Origin of the sequence: Micromonospora sp. AP08, assembly GCF_008085935.1 — a bacterium.
Lineage (GTDB): Bacteria > Actinomycetota > Actinomycetes > Mycobacteriales > Micromonosporaceae > Micromonospora > Micromonospora chersina.
The window spans coordinates 286,432-305,355 of record NZ_VSEZ01000003.1 but is presented as its reverse complement, the minus strand read 5'-3'; the positions used below and the strand labels follow the sequence as shown (position 1 = coordinate 305,355).

The following is an 18,924-nucleotide window of genomic DNA, read 5'->3' as shown; positions in this document are numbered from 1 at the left end:
CATGGGTGGATGCCGAAGCGGGTCGACCACGGAGAGCGCCGCGCGCTCATCGCGGACGCGCTCATGCGGGTCGCGGCCGAGCAGGGACTGGAGGCGGTCAGCCTCCGGCACGTGGCCGCCGCGGCCGGCGTCAGCTCCGGGATGGTGCAGCACTACTTCCGCACCCGCGACGAGATGATGACCTTCGCGCTCGCCGTGGTCCGCGACCGCAACGAGGCCCGGGTGACCCGGGCGATCGCGGCGCTCGGGGAGACACCGGCACCGCGCGAGCTGCTGCGGACCATGCTGGCCGAGCTGCTGCCGCTGGACGAGGAGCGCCGCGCCGACGGCCGGGTGGCGCTGGCGTTCCTGGCCTACACCGCCGTACGCCCGGCCGTCGCCGCCGCGCTGCACGACGAGACGGCCGCCCTGCTCGACTTCATCGCCGGCCTCCTCCGCTCCGGAGCCGGCACGACGGTGGACCCGGAACGGGCCGCGGTCGGGCTGCTGGCGGCGATGGAAGGGCTGGGCATCTACCTGCTCGGCGGGCACTACCCGCCGGAGACCGCCCTGGCCGCCCTCGACACCCAACTCGACCTGCTCTTCGGATCGGAAAACAACACGAGCTGACCAGGTCCCGACCCGCCAGGCAGGGGGACAGCGGCGGTGGCGGCCGGGCCGTACCGTACGCCCGTGCCGATTCCCCGCCGACGCGCCGCGCTCACGACGCTCGTGCTGGTGCTCGCACCGTGGTCGCTGTTCCGGGTGCTCGGCGGGCTGATCCCGCTGCCCGGCGTCGACCCGGCCCGGGTGGTCAACGGGATGTTCGTCCCGCCCGCCGGCGTCGTCGGCGCCCTCGTGGAGCCCGTCGTGTGGGCCTGGGCGGTGACGGCCGCGATCGCCGCCACAGCCCCCGTCGACCGTCCACTGCGCCGCGCGTTCCGAGCCCTCCCCACGGTCGGCGCCGCCCTGCTCGCCGGGGCGGGGACGCTGCTCGTCGCGTTACTCCTGCTGGGGACGGTGCTGCCCGCCGGCGGGGGGCTCGTCTGGGTGGTCGCGGCGCTGGTCGCCCTGCCGGTCGCCGCGTTGCTGGTCCGCTTCGCGCTCGTGCTGCCGATCGCGGTCCTGGACGGCTTGCGCGGCAGGGCGGCGTTCCGGGCTTCCTTCGTGGGCATACGCGGCAACGCGCTGGGCCTCGGCGTCGCGCTCCTGTTCGGTGTCGCGGCACCGGCACTGCTGTACGGCTGGGCCTTCGCCCGGCCCGAGGAGAAGGTGACCGACCCTCTCCTGGGTGTCCTGGCCTGGTTGCTGCGGGACGCGACCCTCATCGCCGTCGTTGCTCTCCAGGCGCAGATCCTTCTCGTGGCCCACCGCAACCTGCCCGGACGTTCGTTGCTGCCGGCGCTCGATCTTGACCAGGCGCCGCCGGCGGTCGACCGGCTCACCCGGCGGCTCGGCCGACTCACCGTGCCGCTGGGGCTGGCCGCGGTCCTGCTGCCCGCCGGGCTGGTCGGTGGCGTCGTCGCCGCGGAACGGCTGCCCGAGGTCACCGTGAACACGGCCGACCTGCCGCACAAGATGATCGCGGTGGCCTGGCCGGTGGGGCGCGGTCCGATCCTCGTCGGGCAGAGGTGGTTCGAAGACTGCCTCGACGAAACATGCCGGACCCGCCACCGCACCAAGCTGTCCGTGACGATGTACGAGCCGTACGGGGGAGCGGCCTTCGGAGCGGACGGCTCCGTCTACGCGCTCGGCCAGTACGCGCTGGAACAGTGCGACGCCCAGCGGATCTGCCGGGGAGGCAAGGACGGGCTGGCGGTGTTGCGCGAAAGCCAGGCAGCGGCGATAACGATCTCCCCGACCGGCGAGATCCTGCTCGCCAGCGCCACGGAGGTCCGGCCCGCCGACCCGGCCCCCGACGAGGTCCGGCCCGCCGCCCCGGCCCCCGACGACGCCCGCCCCGTCGTCGAGCTGAAGCTCATCCGCTGCCCGGACGTTTTCTGCGCCACCCCCCGGGTCACCAGCCTCGGCCGGGTGAACGGTTCGCTACGCGATCGGGGCGGCTCCCAGCCCACCAGGCTGGTGGTACGTGTCGACGCGAGCGGCCGGCCGGTTGTCGCCCTCCGCTCCCCGTCGGCCGGTGGGGTCTCCGTGGGCTGGTGCGCCACCCTCGACTGTGCCCGGCCCGAGGTCGCGCCGATCGAGGGCCCGCGACGCCCCGGCATGCCGACGCCCGAGGAAGTCGCCCTGCTGGACGTCGGCGACGTCCTCGACTGCCGGCTCGGCCACGGGTGCGACGGCAGCGAGCCCTTGGCCACCGTTCACCGGCCCCGGGGCGGCGTCTGGGACGTGGTTGCCGAGCCGGCTCACCCGGACGGCCTCTACCTCCGGCTGGGTTCCGGGCCCTGGCCCGACCGCGCCGTGCTGCGGGTCTGCACCGACCGGGCCTGCCGGGAGGCCAGAGAGGTTCCGCTCGTGGAGATACCACCGGTCCAGACCTGGTGGAGCGACCGGCCCGCACGGGAGCGCTGGCTGATGGCGGTCGACGCCGACGGCCGGGTGGTGGCGACCGACCCTTACGGCCTGCACGTCGTGGTGGTCACCCGGCCGTGAGCCGAGCTCAGCCCCGGCGGGTCAGGCCCCCGGCGGCGCGTTCGATGATGAGGCAGCGGTCCTCCACGTAGTCGATGCCCGCCTCCTCGGCGATCCGCCGCGCCTCGGCCGAGAAGATCCCGAGCTGCAACCAGACCGCCGGCGCGCCGATCGCCACCGCCTGCCGGACCACCTCGACGGCGTCCGCGGCCGGGCGGAACACGTCGACCAGATCGACGGGGTGCGGGATGTCGGCCAGCGTCGGGTACGCCTTCTCGCCGAACAGCTCGTCTACGGTCGGGTTCACCGGGATGATCCGCCAGCCGTGCCGCTGCATCTCCAGCGGTACGCGGTGCGCGGCCTTGCCCGGGTCGCGGGACGCGCCCACGACGGCGATCACGGCGGAGTCGGCGAGAATCTGCTGGGCGGAACGCATTCCCCGAGCCTAGCCCTCGTCGGCGCCCCGCAGCCCGGCCCGGCTCGTCCTCACAGCAGGGAGAGCTGCTCGGCCGCCGGGGCGGGCGCCTCGGGCAGCTGACGGTTGTCGCCGACCTCGCTCCGGTGCAGCCCGTGCCGGCGGGCCGCCATCCGCACCCGCGCGGTCACCTCCCGCTGGTACGCCTGCGGCGCGTAGGCCCCGGCCTGGTAGAGCTGCCGGTAGCGGGGGACCAGGTGCGGGAACTCCCGGGCCAGCCAGCGCGCGTACCACTCGCGGGCGCCGGGGCGCAGGTGCAGCGGCAGTGGGGTGACGCCGGTGGCCCCGGAGGCGGCGATCGCGGCCACCGTGGCGTCGATCGACTCGTCGTCGTCGCTGAGCCCCGGGAGGATCGGCGCCATGAGCACCCCGACGGAGAAGCCCGCGTCGGTGAGCTGGCGTACGGCGTCGAGCCGGCGGCGCGGGCTCGGGGTGCCCGGCTCGACGGCCCGCCAGAGCGCCTCGTCCACGAAACCCACCGAGTAGGACAGCCCGACCCGGGTCACCTCGGCGGCCTGGCGCAGCAGTGGCAGGTCGCGCAGCAGGAGCGTGCCCTTGGTGAGGATCGAGAACGGGTTGGCGAAGTCGCGCAGCGCCTCGATGATCTGGGGCATGAGCCGGTAGCGCCCCTCGGCCCGCTGGTAGCAGTCCACGTTGGTGCCCATGGCGATGTGCGCGCCGCGCCACTTCGGGGCGGCCAGCTCCCGGCATACCAGCTCACCGGCGTTGACCTTGACGATCACCTTCCGGTCGAAGTCCGCGCCGGCGTCGAGGTCGAGGTAGGTGTGCGTGTTGCGGGCGAAGCAGTTGTGGCTGACCACCCCGTTGGCGATGAAGTCGCCGGTGCCGGTGGTGATGTCCCACAGCGGCAGCTCCAACCCGAGATCCTCGATGCCGGCCACCCGCAGCCGGGCCCGGCACTTGAGCGCCATGCCCTCGATCGAGCGCCTGCTGGTGACGGCCGGGTCGGTGAGGTGGAAGAAGCGCAGCCGCTCCGGCAGCCCGCCGGTCAGCCGGAGCTGGCGGACCCGGTTGAGGTTGCCCGGGTCGTCGAGCGCCCACCGGAAGCCGAACCGGTCCAGCGCGGCGCCCGCGCGGTCGCGGCTCTCGTCGTCGCCGACGCTGATCCGGAAGACGCCCCGCCGGCAACTGCCGGCGGCGTCGAAGGTGCCGGCGAGGAGGCCCAGCCACCAGTCGTCCGTCGGCTCGTCCGCCGGGCGGATCAGCTCGGCGACCGCCTCGGCGTCACCGGGTCGGTTGGTGCGGATGGCGGTCGTCGACCGCCGGCCCGCGCGGACCGGCGGGCCGGGCATCCGCTCGGTGCCGATCCCGACGTCGGCGAGGAACCGCTCGGCGCGCGCCAGCGCCTCCTCCTCGGCGGTGGCCAGGCGGAAGCGGCTGCCCGGGTGGTCGGCGTCGCGGACCAGGGCGCAGAGGTAGCCCCGCCGGTAGTCGGCGGAGCGCTTCGGTGGGGACGCGAACCGGCCGGTGCCGAGCAGGCGGTTGCGGGTGGTCAGGTAGGGCCGCCGGTCGCCACCCCGCATGCTGCCGGTCACGTGCTTCCAGCCGCGTTCGGTGAGGAACCGGTGGTCGCCGCTGGCCACCAGGGTGGTGCCGTCCTCCAGCGTGACCCGGTGGGCCCGCTTCACCGTCGACCACTTGGCGAGCACCGTTGTCACGACGTAGTGCCGGTAGGCCCCGCGCCGCTCCGTGCCGTAGATGCGGTCGCCGACCTCCAACTCGCTGATCGGTCTGGTGCGGCCGTCGGCCATGAGGATCGGTGTGTCGCCCGCCAAGCAGTAAACGCAGGCATGGGAACAGCCCCGGTAGGGGTTGATCGTCCACTCGAACGGGACGCGGGACTGGCCCGGGACCCGGTTGATGATCGACTTGGCCCGCACCTCGTAGAAGGTCATGCCGGCGAAGCCGGGGGTGTCGAACGTGCGGGCGATCGCGCCGGGGAGCGCCAGCGGCAGGGGTGGAGTCGCTGGCGCTGCCCCGTCGGGAGTCCCCTCGTCCGGGGGAGCGGAGAGGTTGTCCCAGCGCATGTGCTTCATTCGAACATGCGTACGAACGAAGCGCAAGTGACCCGCCGGACACCGGCCACCGGAACGGGGTGGGCGGGGTGCAGGATGGGGACATGGAGACGTCGACCTTCGTCTACGACGGCGACTGCGCGTTCTGCACGAAGTGCGCGCGGATCATCGAGCGCTGGATCCCGACCGGGGCCCGGGTGCTGCCCTGGCAGTTCGCCGACCTCGACGCGCTGGGCCTGACCGAGGCCGAGTGCGAGGAAGCGGTGCAGTGGGTCGGCGCGGACGGCGTACGCGCCGCGGGCCCGGACGCCATCGCCCGGCTGCTCGGCGACAGCAACCCGCTCTGGCGTGCCGCCGGGGCCGGGCTCCGGTTCGCTCCGGTACGCGCCGCGGCCTGGCCGGCGTACCGGTGGGTGGCCCGCAACCGTCACCGCCTGCCCGGCGGCACCGCGGCCTGCGCGGTGCCGTCCGCCGGGCGGAACTGAGACCCCGACCCGCCCGTCAGCCGGGCAGGCCCGTGCAGGCGGCCCCGTCGATGGTGCACGCCGTGGGCGTGGCGCTGATCGCCGCGCCGTTGACCCGGAACGTGATGCGGACCGTGCCGTGGCCCGGCACCCGGCCGGTGTCCCCCTCCGGCACGAACGTCCAGGTCGCGCCGTCCTGGCTGGCCCGGGCGCCGGTGACCGAGGTGACCCGGAGCGACTCGCGGGGCAGCACGACGACCAGGGTCCAGGCCGGCGCGGGTGCCGTACCCGGGTTGTCGATCGTCACCGCGGCGCCGTAGCTGAGCAGGGCGTTGTCCTCGACAGCGAAGGTGGCGCCCAGCGGGACGGGCCGGGGTGGCGCCGGGGTGGTCGCCGGCGGCGCCCCGGTCGAGGGCAGCGTGGCCGGCGCAACGGGGGCCTCGGGCGCGGCCGTGCGGAGAGGCGGTGTGGACATCCGCGGGATGGCGTCGCTCGGCTCGGCTCGCCCGTCCGGCGTCCCGGTCGTCACCGGATCGGTCGCCGGCACGCTGCCGGCCGGCCCGACGGCCACCGGGGTCAGCCGCTCCGGCGTGCGCAGCACCGTGACGATCGAGTACGCGGTCGCGAGCAGCACCCCCAGCGAGGCGGCGATGGCCACGTACGCGAGCCGTGAGCCGTCACGCCGGCCGACGACGGCGCGACGCACGGCCCCGACCGCGGCGACGAGCCCGTCCAACACGATGATCGGCAGGGTCCGCCGTGGCGGGGACGGTGGTGCCGGCACTGGGCCCTTTCCCCCTTCAGGTCGTCCATCGGGCCGGAGGCCGCGGTCTCCGCCCGTCACAGCGTGCGGAGGCCGTCGAGCAGCGCCTCGAGCAGTTCCCTGGACGGCGCTCCGGACAGTGACGGTGGCTCGTGCGTCTCGATCAGCCCCGCCTCCAGCAGATCGCCGAGCAGTACCCGGACGGTACCCAACGGCAGCTCCAGTTCGGCAGCGACCTCCGCCACCGACAGTGGACGGTGGCACCGCTCGATTATGCGCGCCTGTTCGGGAAACAGCTGTGCGGCGGCGGGGGCCGCCCGGCGGGACACCACGAGGGAGATCAGGTCGAGCTGACCGTGGTCGGACGTGAGACGGCCGCGGGTCACCGTGTACGGCCGGGCCACCGGCCCGGCGTCCTCGTCGTACCACGCCTCGTCATGGTCTCCAGTGGTGCGCACCGCTGATCCCGCCTGTCACCGTCCGGGCCGGTTCGAGGTAGACGGGCAGGGCCCGCTCGGCCTGCGCCGCGAACAGCGCCACCTCGTACGCCATGTCGCCGACGTCGGCGTCGCCGCCCATCCGGACGGTGAGGATCGCTCCGCCCCGGGTGGTGGCCACGAACACGAACGAGCGCGCCATCTGCACGACGACCTGCCGCAGCCCGCCGGCGAGGCACACCCGCCCGGCGGCCTGCCCCAGCGCGTAGAGCCCGCTGACCAGGCTGGAGACCTGCTCCGCGACCTGGTCCCCGACGTGCCGGGACCGGCCGAGCAGCAGCCCGTCGGGGGAGAGGACCACGGCGACCTCGGCTCCCGGGACCCGGTCGACCAGGCCGTCCAGGGCCTCGGTCAGGCTGTCGGTGGCGACCGCTGAATGCGTCATCTAGGTCCTCTCCCGCTGTTGCGGAGCGTTGTTTGGAGGGGTGTCGGGGTCGGTGGGTGCGGGCGGGACCGCCCCGGACCGGCGGATCCGCGTGGGCAGCGCGCCGCTTTGGCCCGTCGCCGCCGACGGGTGCGGGGCGTGGGCCGGCGCCGGCACGGCCGCACGCCCGTCGGCCACCGGGCCGCCGGGGGACGCGATCGGGGTTACCAGACCGGGTGGCAGCAGTACGACGGCGGCGGTTCCGCCGCGCGGGCCGGGGCGCAGCGACACCCGGGCGCCGCACCGGGCGGCGAGCAGAGCCGTGACGTGCAGCCCGGCGCGGCCGGCGGGCGGGCCGTCGGGGGCCGGCCGGTCCAGGAGTTGGTTCGCCTCGGCCAGCGCGGCGGCGTCCAGGCCGGGCCCGTCGTCGAGGATCACCACGGCGCAGCCCTGCGGCCCCGGCTCACCGGCGACGCGGACCGTGGTGTGCTCCGGTGAGCAGGCCAACCCGTTCTCGATCAGCTCGGCCAGCAGGTGGACCACGTCGGTGACGCCGGAACCGGCGATCGTCCACGGCCAGTGCGGCGCGACGAGGACCCGGTGGTAGTCGGGCACCTCGGCGACCGCCCCGCGGACCACGTCGAGCAGTGGCACCGGCCGCCGCCAGCGGCGGGCCGGCGTCGCACCGGCGAGGATCACCAGCTTCTCCACGTTGCGCCGGATCCGGGTGGCGAGGTGGTCGAGCCGGAACAGGTCGGCCGTCTCCTCCGCGGTGCGCTCCCGCCGCTCCATGGCGCCCAGCAGGTCGAGCTGCTCGCGCAGGAGGGCCTGGTTGCGCCGGGTGAGCCGCAGGAACAGCTCGCCGGTGGCGGCCACCGCGGGCGGAGGGCCGGCGTCGCCCGCGGAGCCCGCACGGGGAAGGCTCTCCGGGCGGTCCGGCCCGGCGGCCCGGCCGACCGTGCGGGACGCGCCGACCAGCACGACGAGCACCGCGACGAGTCCGAGTCCCACCACGAGGCCGGTCCGGGTGACCACCAGCGCGGCGCCCGGCGCGGCCCGTTCGACGCTGCCGCGGGCCGTGGTGCTCACGAGGTCCCGCAGCCCGCTCAGGGCCGGGTCGACGGCCTGCCGCCAGCCCTGCGTGCTGGTGCCGGCCGTGCCGCCGGCGCCCGGGGTCCGGAGCAGCCGGTCCTCCAGCCGTAGCAGGCCGGCGAACCGGGGGCCCTCCACCAGCCGCCGGTGCGCGTCCCGTCCGTCGGCCGGCAGCGCGGCGGCGGCCGTCGTCCGGGCGTACCGCGCGACGGTCACCAGCTCGGCCAGGCGGCGCCGGTCGTCGTCGCCGATCCCCCCGCCGGCCAGAGCGGCGGTCAGCAGGGTGTCCTCGCGGGCGAGCAGCTCGCGGGCCCGCGCCAGCGCGACGACCGACCGGGTCTCGGCGGCCAGCTCGTCCTCCCGCCCACCCCACTCCGGGCCGTACACGGCGAAGGCGGCGTCGACCAGCCGGTCGTACGCGGCGACCGCGCTCGGCCGGTCGAGCCGCCCGCCGTCCACCTCGGACCGGAGGATGGCCAGCCCGGTCAACTGCCGCACCAGCTCGTCGGCCCGGTCCCGCACGGCGCCCGCCGTGAGCAGGCGCGCGTCGTGGCCCCGCGTGAACGCGCGCACCGGGGCGACGGCTGCGTCCGTCCGGTCCCGCGCCTCGGCCAGCGCGGCCCGCGTCCGACCGGCACCGGCGATCGTCTCGGCGGTCAGCCGGCGTTCGAGCTGGAGGTCGAGGATCAGCAGGTCGGTGGGTTGGCCGAGGGTGTCCGCCAGGGCCCGGACCCGCATGAGGTCGGCGGCGTCCCGGCCGGTCAGCGCGGCCGCGTACGCCCAGAGGGTCAGCAGAACGGCGGCCAGCGCGGCAAGCCTGAGCCGCGAGCCGGGGTGACCGGCCGGCCGGCTCACCGCGGACCCCGTTCCGGCCACGGCTGCCGGCCGGCGACGCCCGACCGGTCCGCCACGACGGTGCGCAGCAGGGCCAGCAGCTCCGCCCGGTTGGCGCAGTCCAGCCGGGACCGCATGCGCGCCACGTGGTGCTCCACCGTCTTGGCGGAGATGAAGAGCCGGTCCCCGATCTCCCGGTAGGTGAGGCCGGCCAGCACCAGCTCGGCGACCTCGTGCTCCCGGTCGCTGAGCCGGTACCGGGTGGGGCCGGCGTCGGCCACCGGCGCCCCGCCGTCACCCGCGCCGTCGGTGCGGGCCGGCGGGCGGGCCTGGAGCACCCGGGCGCACTCCAGCAGGGTGGTCATGGCACGCCGGTCCGAGGTGCGGATCGCGGCCTGCCCGGCCAGGCGGGCGGCGTCCCAGCACAGCCCGGCGTCGTGCAGCCCGCGGGCGGCGGCCTCCACCCGGACCGGGTCCACGACGCCGCGCAGCACCTCGACCCAGACCGCGGCGGCCTCGGCGGCCACCGTGGCGTATCGGCTGTGGTCGGCGGCGGCGAGCAGGGCGGCGACGTGCGCGTCGGCGACCGCCGGCTCCTCGGTGAGGATGGCGGCGTGCAGCGCGGTCCAGTGCAGGGGCGCGCTCCACAGCGCCGGGTCGCCGAGCCGGTCCAGCAGCAGCCAGGCCTCGCGCAGGTAGGGCTTCAGCCGGGCCAGGTCGCCCAGCCGGGCGCCGGCGACCGCCAGCTCGCCCAGCGGCAGCAGGGTGAACAGGTCCACCGGGTGCCGGACCGCGGCCTCCAGCGCCGGGCCCCAACCGCCCTGGAGCCCCGCGACGTCGCTGTTGCGCCGGGCGATGCCGAGCCGGAGCGCGGTGGCCAGCAGCAGGTCGCGCGACTCCAGCGGCCGGTCGCCGACGGTCACCGCGGCGAGGCGGTCGGCCGCGGCGGCCGTCTGGCCGCGGACCATCAGGATCCACGCCTGGAGCAACCGGTGCCGGCGAGCCATCAGCGGGCCCCCGATGCCGGTCGTCACGGCCCGGTCCAGCACGCCCTCGGCGATGTCCAGCTCGGCACAGTGGATGGCGGTCAACGCGGCGAGCGCGGCCGGGCTGTCCGGCAGGAGCACCCGCCGCCCGTCCGGCTCCAGCAGCGCGGTCGCCTGCACCAGCCGGGACAGGGCGCTGGTCGGCGGGCCGGCAATGCTCTCGCGTACCCCCTCGGCCATCAGCCGCGCGGCGCTGGCGTGCAGGGTCGGCGGCCCGCCGCCCGGATCGTCGGGCACGTCGACGCCCGCGACCGGTCGGCCGAGGGCGAGCGCGCCGACCGTGGCGAACGCCGCGGACGGGGCGAGGCCGGACCACCGGTACAGCTCGACGCTGCGCTCCACCTGCCCCCGGTGCGCCAACGCCGTCGCGGCGACCGTGGCCGCCTCGGCCCGCACGGCCGGCGGGGCCGTCCCGAGCAGCCGGTTGGCCAGCCGCAGCGCGGCCTCCAGGTCGCCGGCGAGGGCTGCGGCGACGGCCTGGCGGCCGCCGGCCGGCAGCCCTCCGGCGGCGGCCGCGGCGAACAGTTCGGCGGAGAGCGCCGGCTCACCGCCCAGCGCCTCCTCGGCCGCCGCCTCCAGCGCCGCGGCCGGGCAGTCGTCGAGGGCGCCGGCCGCGCGCAGCGACCGGACCAGCGGGAGCACCGCCGCACCACGACCGAGCTGCACCTCGGTGAGGCGGCGCCAGATCGCGGTGCGTTCGGTGGCCGGGCTCAGCGCGACGACCGCCCGCCGCACGATCGGCGCGAGCCGGCCGTCCGCGCCGAGCAGGCCCGCCGCCCGGGTGTACGCCACCAGCTCGTCCACCGAGGCCGGTTCCCGGCCGAGCAGCGGGCCGAGCAGGTCCACCGGCAACGGGACGCCAGCGGCGACGGCCAGCAGCAGCCGCCGGACGTCCTGCGGCAGCTCCTCCAGGTCCGTCCCGAACGCGAGGATGGCCGCCCGCGGCGGCTCGGTCGGCGGGCCGGGCGGGCTCTCCGCCCCGCGCATCCCACGGGCCAGGCGCTCGACGTCCCGCGGGACCCCGCCGGTCTGCGCGTGCACGAACGCGGCCAGCTCGCCTCCCCGGCCGGGGTCGGGCACGCCGGCGAGGTATTCGCGGGTCTGCTCGACGGTGAACGGGTCGAGCACGACCTGCTGCCCGTCCCGCCTCAGCGCCTCGGCGAGCCCGGCCAGCGCCGCCGGCCGGGGCCACGGGCGGTAACCGACCAGCAGCCGGTGCCGGCCGCCGACCACCAGCCGGCGCAGCGTCTCGAGCCGCGCGTCGTCGAGCAGGTGCGCGTCGTCGACGAGCAGCACGGCTTCGGGGTCGGCCGGGTGGTCCGGGCTCGGGGCGCCTTCCCGCACCGTGGCACCCGCCTCCCGGTGGGCCCGCGCCAGCTCCCGCAGCAGTGCGGTCTTTCCGTGGCCGCCGGGACCCGTCACGCCGACGGCGAGGGGGCGCCCGGGATCCGCCCCGACCGCTCCGAGCAGCGCGGCCGGCCCGGTGCCCAGCACGAGCCGGGCGTCGGTGACGGTACTCATGATCATGTCGGTCATCCTTCGCGGTCCCGGCCGCGCCCGCGGGCCAGCGCCAGGCGGGACGCCTTCGGCAGGTTCAGCGGGCTGATCCGGACCGGGGGGCGGGCCGGTGGCTCGCCGTGACGGGGGTGATCGGGTTCGGCGTCCCGCCATGTCGGAACGGCCGGCGCGGCGTCACCCACCGGTGCGGTGGCGGGGACCGGCGCGGGGCGGCGCGGGCGCGGTGACACCACCTGGCAGGCGGCCAGCGCCGCCCCGGTGGCGGCGGTCAGCTGGGGGTCCGGCTCCACCTCGACGGGGACGGGAAGCGCGGCGGTGAGCAGCTCGGTGACCAGCGGGATCCGGGCCGAGCCGCCGGCCAGGAGGACGCCGTCGAGCTGCGCCGGCGTCAGGCCGGCGGAGTGCACGGTCTGCACCAGCAGGTCGACGGTGGCGCGCACCGCGGGCCGGATCATGTCCTCGAACCGGGCCCGGGTGACCGGCACCCGGACGGGGCCGCCCGGCAGGGTGAGCATGACGTCGGCCTCCGTGGCGATGGTCAGCTCCCGCTTGACGCGGTTGCACTCCGCCAGCAGCCCGTACCGGGCCGGCTGGGCCCCCGCGCCGGTGAACTCCCGGCCGAGCGTGGCGCGCACGTGCTCGGCGAGTGCCTCGTCGAAGTCGGTGCCGCCGAGCGTCTCCAGGCCCTGCGGCAGGCCGAACGTCTCGTATCTGCCCCGCGCGTTGCGGCGGACCAGCGCCGCCTCGAACGTGGTGCCGCCCAGGGCGTAGACCGCGGCCGTGGTGCCCGGGAAGCCCCGCGCCGCGTGGCTCTCGGCCACCGTGACCGTGCGCGGGAGCAGCGTGACGTTCCGCAGGTCGAGGGTCCACAGTGCGCGGTGCAGCAGGTCGCGCCGGTGCGGGCCCCACCCGGCGGGATGGCTCAGCACGACGGCCTCGGCGAACTCGCCCTCGTAGGCGGAGACGCGGTGCGCCACCCACGCCGCCAGCTCGGCGACCAACGTCTCCGGCGGGCACGGCTCACCACCGAGCAGGAGGGGCACGTCGTCACCGACCCGGCTGACGAAATCGCGGGTGGTGCCGCTGCGGTCGTCGGTCGCCGGCTCGCCCACCCGGAGAGAGCCGTCGGGCGCCAGGTGCAGCACCGACGGTACGACGGCCGACCGGCCAACCAGCGTGACGACCTCGGGACGGGCCCAGGACTCGCCCCGCCGCCTCGCGACGGTGGCGGCCGTGCCGGTGTTCCCGATGTCCAACCCCAGGACGTACGGCATTCGTTCTTCCTCCACCGCGAGTGGCCTGGGGACGGTGTCGGCACCGTGGCGACCCACCCCCGGCGAACCCCGTGGGCTCCTACGTTCGTACCAGAGATCGCGTCCGACCCGGTACCCTAACTCCGCCCGGCCCGGCTCCCCCTGTCCCCCTAACGCGCGAGGGGGCGGGGACCCTAATCGGCGGGGGTGGGTTGCGGGTCGCGCCCCGATGACCACCGGCGGCCCCCGGCCCTAGCGTCACTGTCGCGGCACGACGGTGCTGACGCTACGTTCGAGGAGAAGCCCCCATGGATTCGCACCAGACCCTGCACGACTTCGTGCTCAACCTGCTCACCGACCCCGACGCGCGGTCGGCATTCGACCTCGACCCGGAGGGCGCGCTGCAGGCGGCGGGGCTCACCGACGTCACCGCCGCCGACGTGCAGGACGTCGTCCCGCTGGTGGTCGACTACGCCCCCGGCGCGGCGGGGCTCGCCCCGGTGGCCCCGGTGGTCGGGCAGCTCGGGCTCGACCCGCTCACGAGCGACGTCACCGACGTGGTCGGCCAGGTCCAGGCGGTGCCGCACCAGATTGGCGTGAGCAGCTCCCACAGCGGCGTGGACGTGTCGGCGGGCGCGCTGGGCGCCATCGCGGTCGACCCGGCCGGCCTGTACGCCGGCGCGGCCCTGGTCCCGGGCATCGGCCTGGGCGTCGGGCCGGGCGGGCTCGGCACCGACCTGACCGCGGTGCACGACGTGGCGGACACCCTCGACTCGGACGTGGTGGGCACGGTGGACACCGCCGTCGACCCGGTCGTCGGGGACGTCGCCGGGACGGTCGGCGACCCGCTCGGCACCGTGGGCGGCACCGACCTGCTGCACGACGGTGCCGTGCTCGGCGGCGACCTGGGCGTCCTCTCCGGCACGCAGGCCCAGGTCCACGGCGTCGTTGGTTCGCTCGGCGTCGACCAGACCCTCGGCGGGCTCGGCCTGGGCGACGGCACCGGCGTGGTCCCGCCGGTGCACGTGCCGGCCACCGTGGACGGTGTGACGCACCAGGTGGACAGCACGCTCTCCGGTGTGACCGGCACGGTCAGCGGCGTGACGGGCACCGTCGGCGGCCTCACCGACGGGATCACCGGCGACGCCGGGGCGCACGGCGCGGGGATCCAGGCCGACGCGCACGCCTCGTCCGACGGCGGCCTGCTGGGTGGGCTGCTCTGACGGAGGGCTCAGGCAGGAGCGGGAGGCACGATCCGGCCTCCCGCTCCTTCTCCGTTCACCACCCTCTTGATAATTGAGCCGAAATCCGCACACTTGGTGCGTGATCGCGGGGATCTGGCTGGATGTGCTCGACGAGATCGCCCGTACGTGCGCCGCACACGGGCGAGGCGACCTGCTCCAGACGGTGCGGCAGAAGCGGGTGCAACTGCTGGACCCCCGGCTGCGCGTGCTGGTCATCGGCGAGTCGCAGCAGGGCAAGAGTCAGCTCATCAACGCCATCGTCAACGCGCCGGCCTGCCCGGTCGGTGACGGCCGCACCACCGTGCTGCCGACCGTGGTGCAGCACGCGGAGGCGCCGTCGGCCGCCGTGGTCCAGGCGCCACCCCCCACTCCGGGCCGGCCCGCCGGCGCGGTGCTCCCGGTGACCGGCGAGCGGACGCCAGTGCCGCTGGACCAGGTCGCCGCCGGGGTGGCCGGCACGTTCGGCCGCCGGCCGGGCGGCGGCCCCGCGTACGTCGAGATCGGACTGCCGCGAGCGCTGCTCGGCTCCGGGCTCGTGCTGGTGGACACCCCGGGCGCGGAGGAGGCGGCCGCACTGGGCGCCGCCGGGCCGACCGCCGCGCCGGCGTGGGCGGACACGGTGCTGCTGGTCTCCGACTCCACTCGGGAACTCTCGGCCGGCGAGCTGACCATGCTGCTGCACGTCGCGCGGTCGCACCCGAACGTCGTGCTGGTGCAGACCAAGACGGACCTCGTGCCGGACTGGCGCGCGGTCGCCGAGCGCAACCGGCAGCACCTCGCCGAGGCCGGCGTGCCGGCGCCGGTCATCCCGGTCTCGGCGGCCCTGCGGCTGCGCGCGGCCGCGGGCGACGACCGGGAACTGAACGCCGAGTCCGGCTTCCCCGTGCTGATCGGCCGGTTGCAGCGGGACCTCGCCGGCAAGTCCGACCGCCTGGCCCGGGCCGCGGTCGGCGTGATCGCCCGGACGGTGGTGGAACAGCTGGCCGCGCCGCTGCGCGCCGAGCTGGAGAGCCAGGAGGTCGAGGAGCAGTCCGGTCCCATCTCCCGGCTGCACGCGGCGCAGCGCGAGGTCGACGAGCTGCGTCGCTGCTCCACGAGGTGGCAGAACACGCTCGCCGACGAGATGGCCGACCTGCTCGCCGACATCGAGTACGACCTGCGCGACCGGACCCGGCAGATCCTGCGCGAGGTCGACGACGCGTTCGACAGCGCCGACCCGCTGGTCAGCTGGGACACGTTCCAGGAATGGCTGGAGCGCAGCCTGACCGAGGCGGCGGAGGCCAACCACGAGTGGCTGGTCCGCCGCTGCGACTGGGCCGCGCGGCGGGTGGCCGACAACTTCGCCCGGTACGGCGGCGACGTGCTGCCGCCCTGGTCGATGACGACGCCCCCGGACCTCGGCGACGGCCTGCCCGAGCTGGAACGGCCCACGGTCGACCGGTTCACGACCAGCCAGAAGCTGATCAGCGGCATGCGGGGCTCGTACGGCGGCCTGCTGATGGCGGGCCTCGCGACGACGCTGGCCGGCATGCCCATGATCAACCCGCTGTCGGTCGGTGTCGGCGCGCTGTTCGGCGGCAAGAGCATCCGCGACGAGAGCAAGCAACTGCTCCGCCGCCGCCAGGCGGTGGTCAAGACGGCGATCCAGCGGCACGTCGACGACTTCTTCGTCCGGGTCACCAAGGACCGCCGGGACGCCGTCCGGCAGGTGCAGCGGATGCTGCGGGACCACTTCACGGGGCTGACCGAGGAACTCCAGGAGGCGATCATCCGGTCGTTCCGCAGCGCGAAGCAGGCCGCCGACACCGACGCGGCCGTCCGCGACCAGCGGCAGCGGGAGATCCGGCTGAAGATGACCCGGCTGGCGGGGCTCTTCGAGCAGGCCCAGCAGCTGATCGGCGCCCGACCCGCCCCGGCGCCGCTGGAGCCCCGGCCATGACGGTCGGGCTGCGGCTGGACGAGGCGGTCTGGGGCCTGCTGCATCAGGCGCTCCAGCACTACCGGGACAACCCCCGGGCGACGGACCACCTGCGGCACCAGCTCGCCCGGCTGGAGCAGCCGCTGCGGATCGCGATCGCCGGCCCGTGGCGGTCCGGCAAGTCGACCCTGCTGAACGCCATCATGGGCGAGGAGGTCGCGCCGGTCGACGGGGTGGACGGCAGCACCGTCTTCACCTGGTACGAGGACGGGCCGCAGCCGAGCGCGACCGCGTACGCGAACGGCCAGCCGCCGCAGGAGCTGGCGATCGTCAAGTCCGCGACCGGGATGCGGGTGGACCTCGTGGGTTGGCGGGCGGGCGAGCTGCGCGACATCGTGGTGCAGTGGCCCACCCGGACGCTGCGCCAGGTGACCCTCATCGACACCCCGGCCACCGGCTGCGACGAGCAGGGCCGGGCGCCGGTGATGGAGCGGGTGCTGCGGGACGCGGACGCGGTGTTGTACCTGACCCGCGACGGCCGCGACAGCGACCTGCGGGTGCTGGAGACCAGCCGGGAGAGCGCGGTCGGGCAGGCCGCCGCCGTACACGTGATCATGGTGCTGTCGCGGGTGGACGAGACCGGCGGCGGCCGGATCGACGGCCTGCTCACGGCCCGCCAACTCGCCCGGCGCCAGCACCGGGATCCCCGGGTGAACGAGCTCAGCGTGCACGTCGTCCCGTGCAGTGGCCTGCTCGGCCTGGCCGGCCGGATCCTCAGCGAGTCGGACTACGCCGTGCTCGCCGCGCTGGCCCGAGTGCCCCGGCCGGAGCTGGAGACGCACCTGCTCTCGGCCGACCGGTTCCTCCGCGGCGACCTGCCCGTCCGGCTCGACACCGGCGTACGCGCCGGTCTGCTGGACCGGCTCGGGCTCTTCGGGATCCGGCTGGCGACCACGCTGATCCGCACCGGCTGCGACAGCCGGGCGAAGCTCTCCGCCGAGCTGATCCGGCGCAGCGGCCTGACCGAGCTGCGCGAGTCGCTGGCCCGGCTCCTGGTCGACCGGCGGGACACGCTCAAGGCGCGCTCGGCCCTGGCGGCCGTCGAGGCGCTGCTGCGGGCCGAGCCCGGCCGGGGGACGGAGGACCTGCTGGGCCGGGTCGAGCAGATCCTCGTCGGCGCGCACGAGTTCCGCGAGCTGCGCCTGCTCGCCGCGCTGCGGACCACGCGGCTGGGCTTCGACGGCGAGCTGGCGGCCGAGGCCGCGCGGCTGGTCGGCGGTGACGGGGTCGGCCTGGCGGCCCGGCTCGGCGTCGAGCACGACGCGACGGTGCACCGGCTCTGGGACGCCGCCTCTGAGGCGCAGTGGCGGTGGCGCAACCGCGCGGAGGACCCGCTGCTACGCCTGGCCCAGCGGCGCGGCGCCCAGGTCGTCGTCCGCAGTTGTGAGGGGATGCTCGCCGAGCTGGCCGAGGGGGGCCGGTGACCGGCGCCGGCGGAGCCAGGCGATCGGGCGGACCTTCTCCAGGGGCAGGAAGCTGGTCATCGCCACGAGGTGCGGGGCGAACGAGATGGTGATCGTCGCGATGGTCGCCAGGTGGAACGAGTAGAAGAAGCCGACCGTGGCCAGCCGCCACCGCTCCGGCAGCAGGAACACGAGCGGGCTGAGCAGCTCGAAGGCCAGGATGCCGAACTGGGCGACGATCAGCAGGTGCGGCACCTGGGCGATCACGTCGGCCAGGTCCGTGCCCCGCCGGATGATCGCCCGGGCCAGGACGGAGCCGGTGGCCCAGTCCAGGCCGCCGAAGCGGAACTTCGCCCAGGCGGCCAGGAAGTAGGTGCAGATCACCGCGATCTGGGTGACCCGCAGCGCCCAGCCGCCCGCCTCGGTGCGGGTCGGGTCACCGTGTCGGGCCCGCCCGGCGGTCGGCAGCACGGCCAGCGCGACGAGCAGCCCGACCCGGTCGTGGTCGACCTTGCCGTAGCTCATCGCGACGATCATCCACTCGAAGTAGAGGGCGAAGACCGTCCAGCCGAGCAGCCGGGGCGCCCGGCCGGTGGCGGCGAGCAGCGAGACCGCCAGCAGCACCCAGAAGATCACGCCGACCAGGGCCGACGTGGGCGTGGGCAGCGGGAGCAGCCGGCCGATCAGCAGCGGCTGGTAGAGGTCGCCGGGCACGTCGACCCGGGTGCGGACCCAGGGGGTGAAGACCACCAGGTCGGCGGCGACGAAGAGGTAGACCAGGGTGCGGAAGGCAGCCACCCGGCCGCGCGGGACCGCCTCGGTCAGCCAGCCGGTCACGGGGCGGTCTTCCAGCGTACGGCGGTGCGATCGGTCCAGCGGCCGGTCGGGCGGCCGCCCTGGATGTCGTACCAGCGGACCACGATGCGGACCTCGACCAGGTCGGGGGCGGCAGGGTGACGCTCGGCGTACGCCTCGGCGACCCGGCGCAGCAGGCTCGGGTCCGCGGCGTACCGGTCCTGCTGGCCCTCGATCTCGGCGCGGCGGATGCCGGTGGCGTCCTGGCCGAGCGGCACCACCGCCCCGGTCCGGTCGACGCCCTCGACCCGGGTGTCGGGGGCGGGCGCGTCCGGCGGGTCGGAGGTGGAGTACATCCGGAACGGCCCGAACGGGAAGTCGTCGTCGGTGCCGCGCACGGTGCCGAGCAGGAGCAGCGCCAGCCCGAGCAGCGTTGCGCCCACTCGGACGGCACGCCCGCGGGTGGTCAAGGTCTCCATCGGCTCGTGACGATACGGGAGAAACATGTGCGGACGGCGTCGGTCCGTCGTCCATTCCTCGCTGCCCGTGTCGCTCTTTCCGGGCGTTCCGGGCAGGGCGAAACGACACCGG

16 protein-coding genes are annotated in these 18,924 nt (G+C 75.7%); 6 read left to right on the top strand and 10 right to left on the bottom strand.

Annotation, left to right across the window (positions count from 1 at the left end; genetic code table 11):
• The first annotated feature begins 9 nt into the window (after positions 1–9).
• Positions 10–609, top strand: coding sequence for a TetR/AcrR family transcriptional regulator (locus FXF50_RS07820; protein WP_148426538.1), 600 nt, complete (start codon positions 10–12; stop codon positions 607–609).
• A gap of 63 nt (positions 610–672) precedes the next feature.
• A complete protein-coding gene (locus FXF50_RS07815) occupies positions 673–2,592 on the top strand; it encodes a hypothetical protein (protein WP_148426537.1) in 1,920 nt (639 codons plus the stop codon).
• Positions 2,593–2,599: 7 nt separating this feature from the next.
• On the opposite strand, the gene FXF50_RS07810 is transcribed toward FXF50_RS07815, so the two are convergent.
• The gene (locus tag FXF50_RS07810; protein WP_148426536.1) at positions 2,600–3,007 is read right to left on the bottom strand and encodes a CoA-binding protein; all 408 of its coding nucleotides are present in this window, start codon (positions 3,005–3,007) and stop codon (positions 2,600–2,602) included.
• A gap of 50 nt (positions 3,008–3,057) precedes the next feature.
• Positions 3,058–5,094, bottom strand: coding sequence for an intein-containing Rv2578c family radical SAM protein (locus FXF50_RS07805; protein WP_148426658.1), 2,037 nt, complete (start codon positions 5,092–5,094; stop codon positions 3,058–3,060).
• 92 nt (positions 5,095–5,186) lie between these two features.
• On the opposite strand from FXF50_RS07805, the gene FXF50_RS07800 reads away from it, so the two are divergent.
• Positions 5,187–5,567 carry a thiol-disulfide oxidoreductase DCC family protein gene (locus tag FXF50_RS07800; protein WP_148426535.1) on the top strand — a complete coding sequence of 127 codons (381 nt, stop codon included), beginning with the start codon at positions 5,187–5,189 and terminating at the stop codon, positions 5,565–5,567.
• A gap of 16 nt (positions 5,568–5,583) precedes the next feature.
• Here the strand turns inward: FXF50_RS07800 and FXF50_RS07795 are convergent, their stop codons facing one another.
• The 6 genes from FXF50_RS07795 to FXF50_RS07770 all read right to left on the bottom strand — a co-directional run bounded on the left by FXF50_RS07795 (position 5,584) and on the right by FXF50_RS07770 (position 12,934).
• Positions 5,584–6,285 carry a cellulose binding domain-containing protein gene (locus FXF50_RS07795; RefSeq protein WP_148426534.1) on the bottom strand — a complete coding sequence of 234 codons (702 nt, stop codon included), beginning with the start codon at positions 6,283–6,285 and terminating at the stop codon, positions 5,584–5,586.
• Positions 6,286–6,386: 101 nt separating this feature from the next.
• Complete coding sequence (locus FXF50_RS07790; RefSeq protein WP_148426533.1) at positions 6,387–6,767, bottom strand: DUF742 domain-containing protein; 381 nt, start codon at positions 6,765–6,767, stop codon at positions 6,387–6,389.
• Complete coding sequence (locus FXF50_RS07785) at positions 6,745–7,191, bottom strand: roadblock/LC7 domain-containing protein (protein ID WP_148426532.1); 447 nt, start codon at positions 7,189–7,191, stop codon at positions 6,745–6,747. Before FXF50_RS07785 ends, FXF50_RS07790 begins: the two co-directional genes overlap by 23 nt.
• Complete coding sequence (locus FXF50_RS07780) at positions 7,192–9,117, bottom strand: ATP-binding protein (RefSeq protein WP_148426531.1); 1,926 nt, start codon at positions 9,115–9,117, stop codon at positions 7,192–7,194. It lies immediately after the preceding gene.
• A complete protein-coding gene (locus FXF50_RS07775) occupies positions 9,114–11,669 on the bottom strand; it encodes a LuxR C-terminal-related transcriptional regulator (protein ID WP_222866023.1) in 2,556 nt (851 codons plus the stop codon). The genes FXF50_RS07780 and FXF50_RS07775 overlap by 4 nt, the downstream gene beginning before the upstream one ends.
• A gap of 5 nt (positions 11,670–11,674) precedes the next feature.
• Positions 11,675–12,934, bottom strand: coding sequence for an Hsp70 family protein (locus FXF50_RS07770; RefSeq protein WP_148426530.1), 1,260 nt, complete (start codon positions 12,932–12,934; stop codon positions 11,675–11,677).
• A gap of 287 nt (positions 12,935–13,221) precedes the next feature.
• On the opposite strand from FXF50_RS07770, the gene FXF50_RS07765 reads away from it, so the two are divergent.
• From FXF50_RS07765 to FXF50_RS07755, 3 genes are all read left to right on the top strand, one after another.
• A complete protein-coding gene (locus FXF50_RS07765) occupies positions 13,222–14,136 on the top strand; it encodes an IniB N-terminal domain-containing protein (protein ID WP_148426529.1) in 915 nt (304 codons plus the stop codon).
• Positions 14,137–14,236: 100 nt separating this feature from the next.
• Positions 14,237–16,096 (top strand): dynamin family protein, encoded by a 1,860-nt coding sequence (locus tag FXF50_RS07760; RefSeq protein WP_255509935.1) that lies wholly within the window; start codon positions 14,237–14,239, stop codon positions 16,094–16,096.
• Positions 16,093–17,559, top strand: a complete 1,467-nt coding sequence (locus FXF50_RS07755) for a dynamin family protein (protein WP_222866022.1) — start codon at positions 16,093–16,095, stop codon at positions 17,557–17,559. Before FXF50_RS07760 ends, FXF50_RS07755 begins: the two co-directional genes overlap by 4 nt.
• Here the strand turns inward: FXF50_RS07755 and FXF50_RS07750 are convergent.
• The gene (locus tag FXF50_RS07750) at positions 17,473–18,375 is read right to left on the bottom strand and encodes an MFS transporter permease (RefSeq protein ID WP_255509934.1); all 903 of its coding nucleotides are present in this window, start codon (positions 18,373–18,375) and stop codon (positions 17,473–17,475) included. The genes FXF50_RS07755 and FXF50_RS07750 overlap by 87 nt on opposite strands.
• Positions 18,372–18,812, bottom strand: a complete 441-nt coding sequence (locus tag FXF50_RS07745) for a hypothetical protein (RefSeq protein ID WP_148426656.1) — start codon at positions 18,810–18,812, stop codon at positions 18,372–18,374. Before FXF50_RS07745 ends, FXF50_RS07750 begins: the two co-directional genes overlap by 4 nt.
• Between the last annotated feature and the right edge of the window lie 112 nt (positions 18,813–18,924).

Bases quoted from the DNA above. Each gene is read 5' to 3' on its own strand.
- FXF50_RS07820 (WP_148426538.1), top strand. From the start codon at position 10: ATGCCGAAGCGGGTCGACCACGGAGAGCGCCGCGCGCTCATCGCGGAC.
- FXF50_RS07755 (WP_222866022.1), top strand. From the start codon at position 16,093: ATGACGGTCGGGCTGCGGCTGGACGAGGCGGTCTGGGGCCTGCTGCAT.
- FXF50_RS07810 (WP_148426536.1), bottom strand. From the start codon at position 3,007: ATGCGTTCCGCCCAGCAGATTCTCGCCGACTCCGCCGTGATCGCCGTC.
- FXF50_RS07805 (WP_148426658.1), bottom strand. From the start codon at position 5,094: ATGCGCTGGGACAACCTCTCCGCTCCCCCGGACGAGGGGACTCCCGAC.
- FXF50_RS07800 (WP_148426535.1), top strand. From the start codon at position 5,187: ATGGAGACGTCGACCTTCGTCTACGACGGCGACTGCGCGTTCTGCACG.
- FXF50_RS07785 (WP_148426532.1), bottom strand. From the start codon at position 7,191: ATGACGCATTCAGCGGTCGCCACCGACAGCCTGACCGAGGCCCTGGAC.
- FXF50_RS07775 (WP_222866023.1), bottom strand. From the start codon at position 11,669: ATGATCATGAGTACCGTCACCGACGCCCGGCTCGTGCTGGGCACCGGG.
- FXF50_RS07770 (WP_148426530.1), bottom strand. From the start codon at position 12,934: ATGCCGTACGTCCTGGGGTTGGACATCGGGAACACCGGCACGGCCGCC.
- FXF50_RS07765 (WP_148426529.1), top strand. From the start codon at position 13,222: ATGGATTCGCACCAGACCCTGCACGACTTCGTGCTCAACCTGCTCACC.
- FXF50_RS07745 (WP_148426656.1), bottom strand. From the start codon at position 18,812: ATGGAGACCTTGACCACCCGCGGGCGTGCCGTCCGAGTGGGCGCAACG.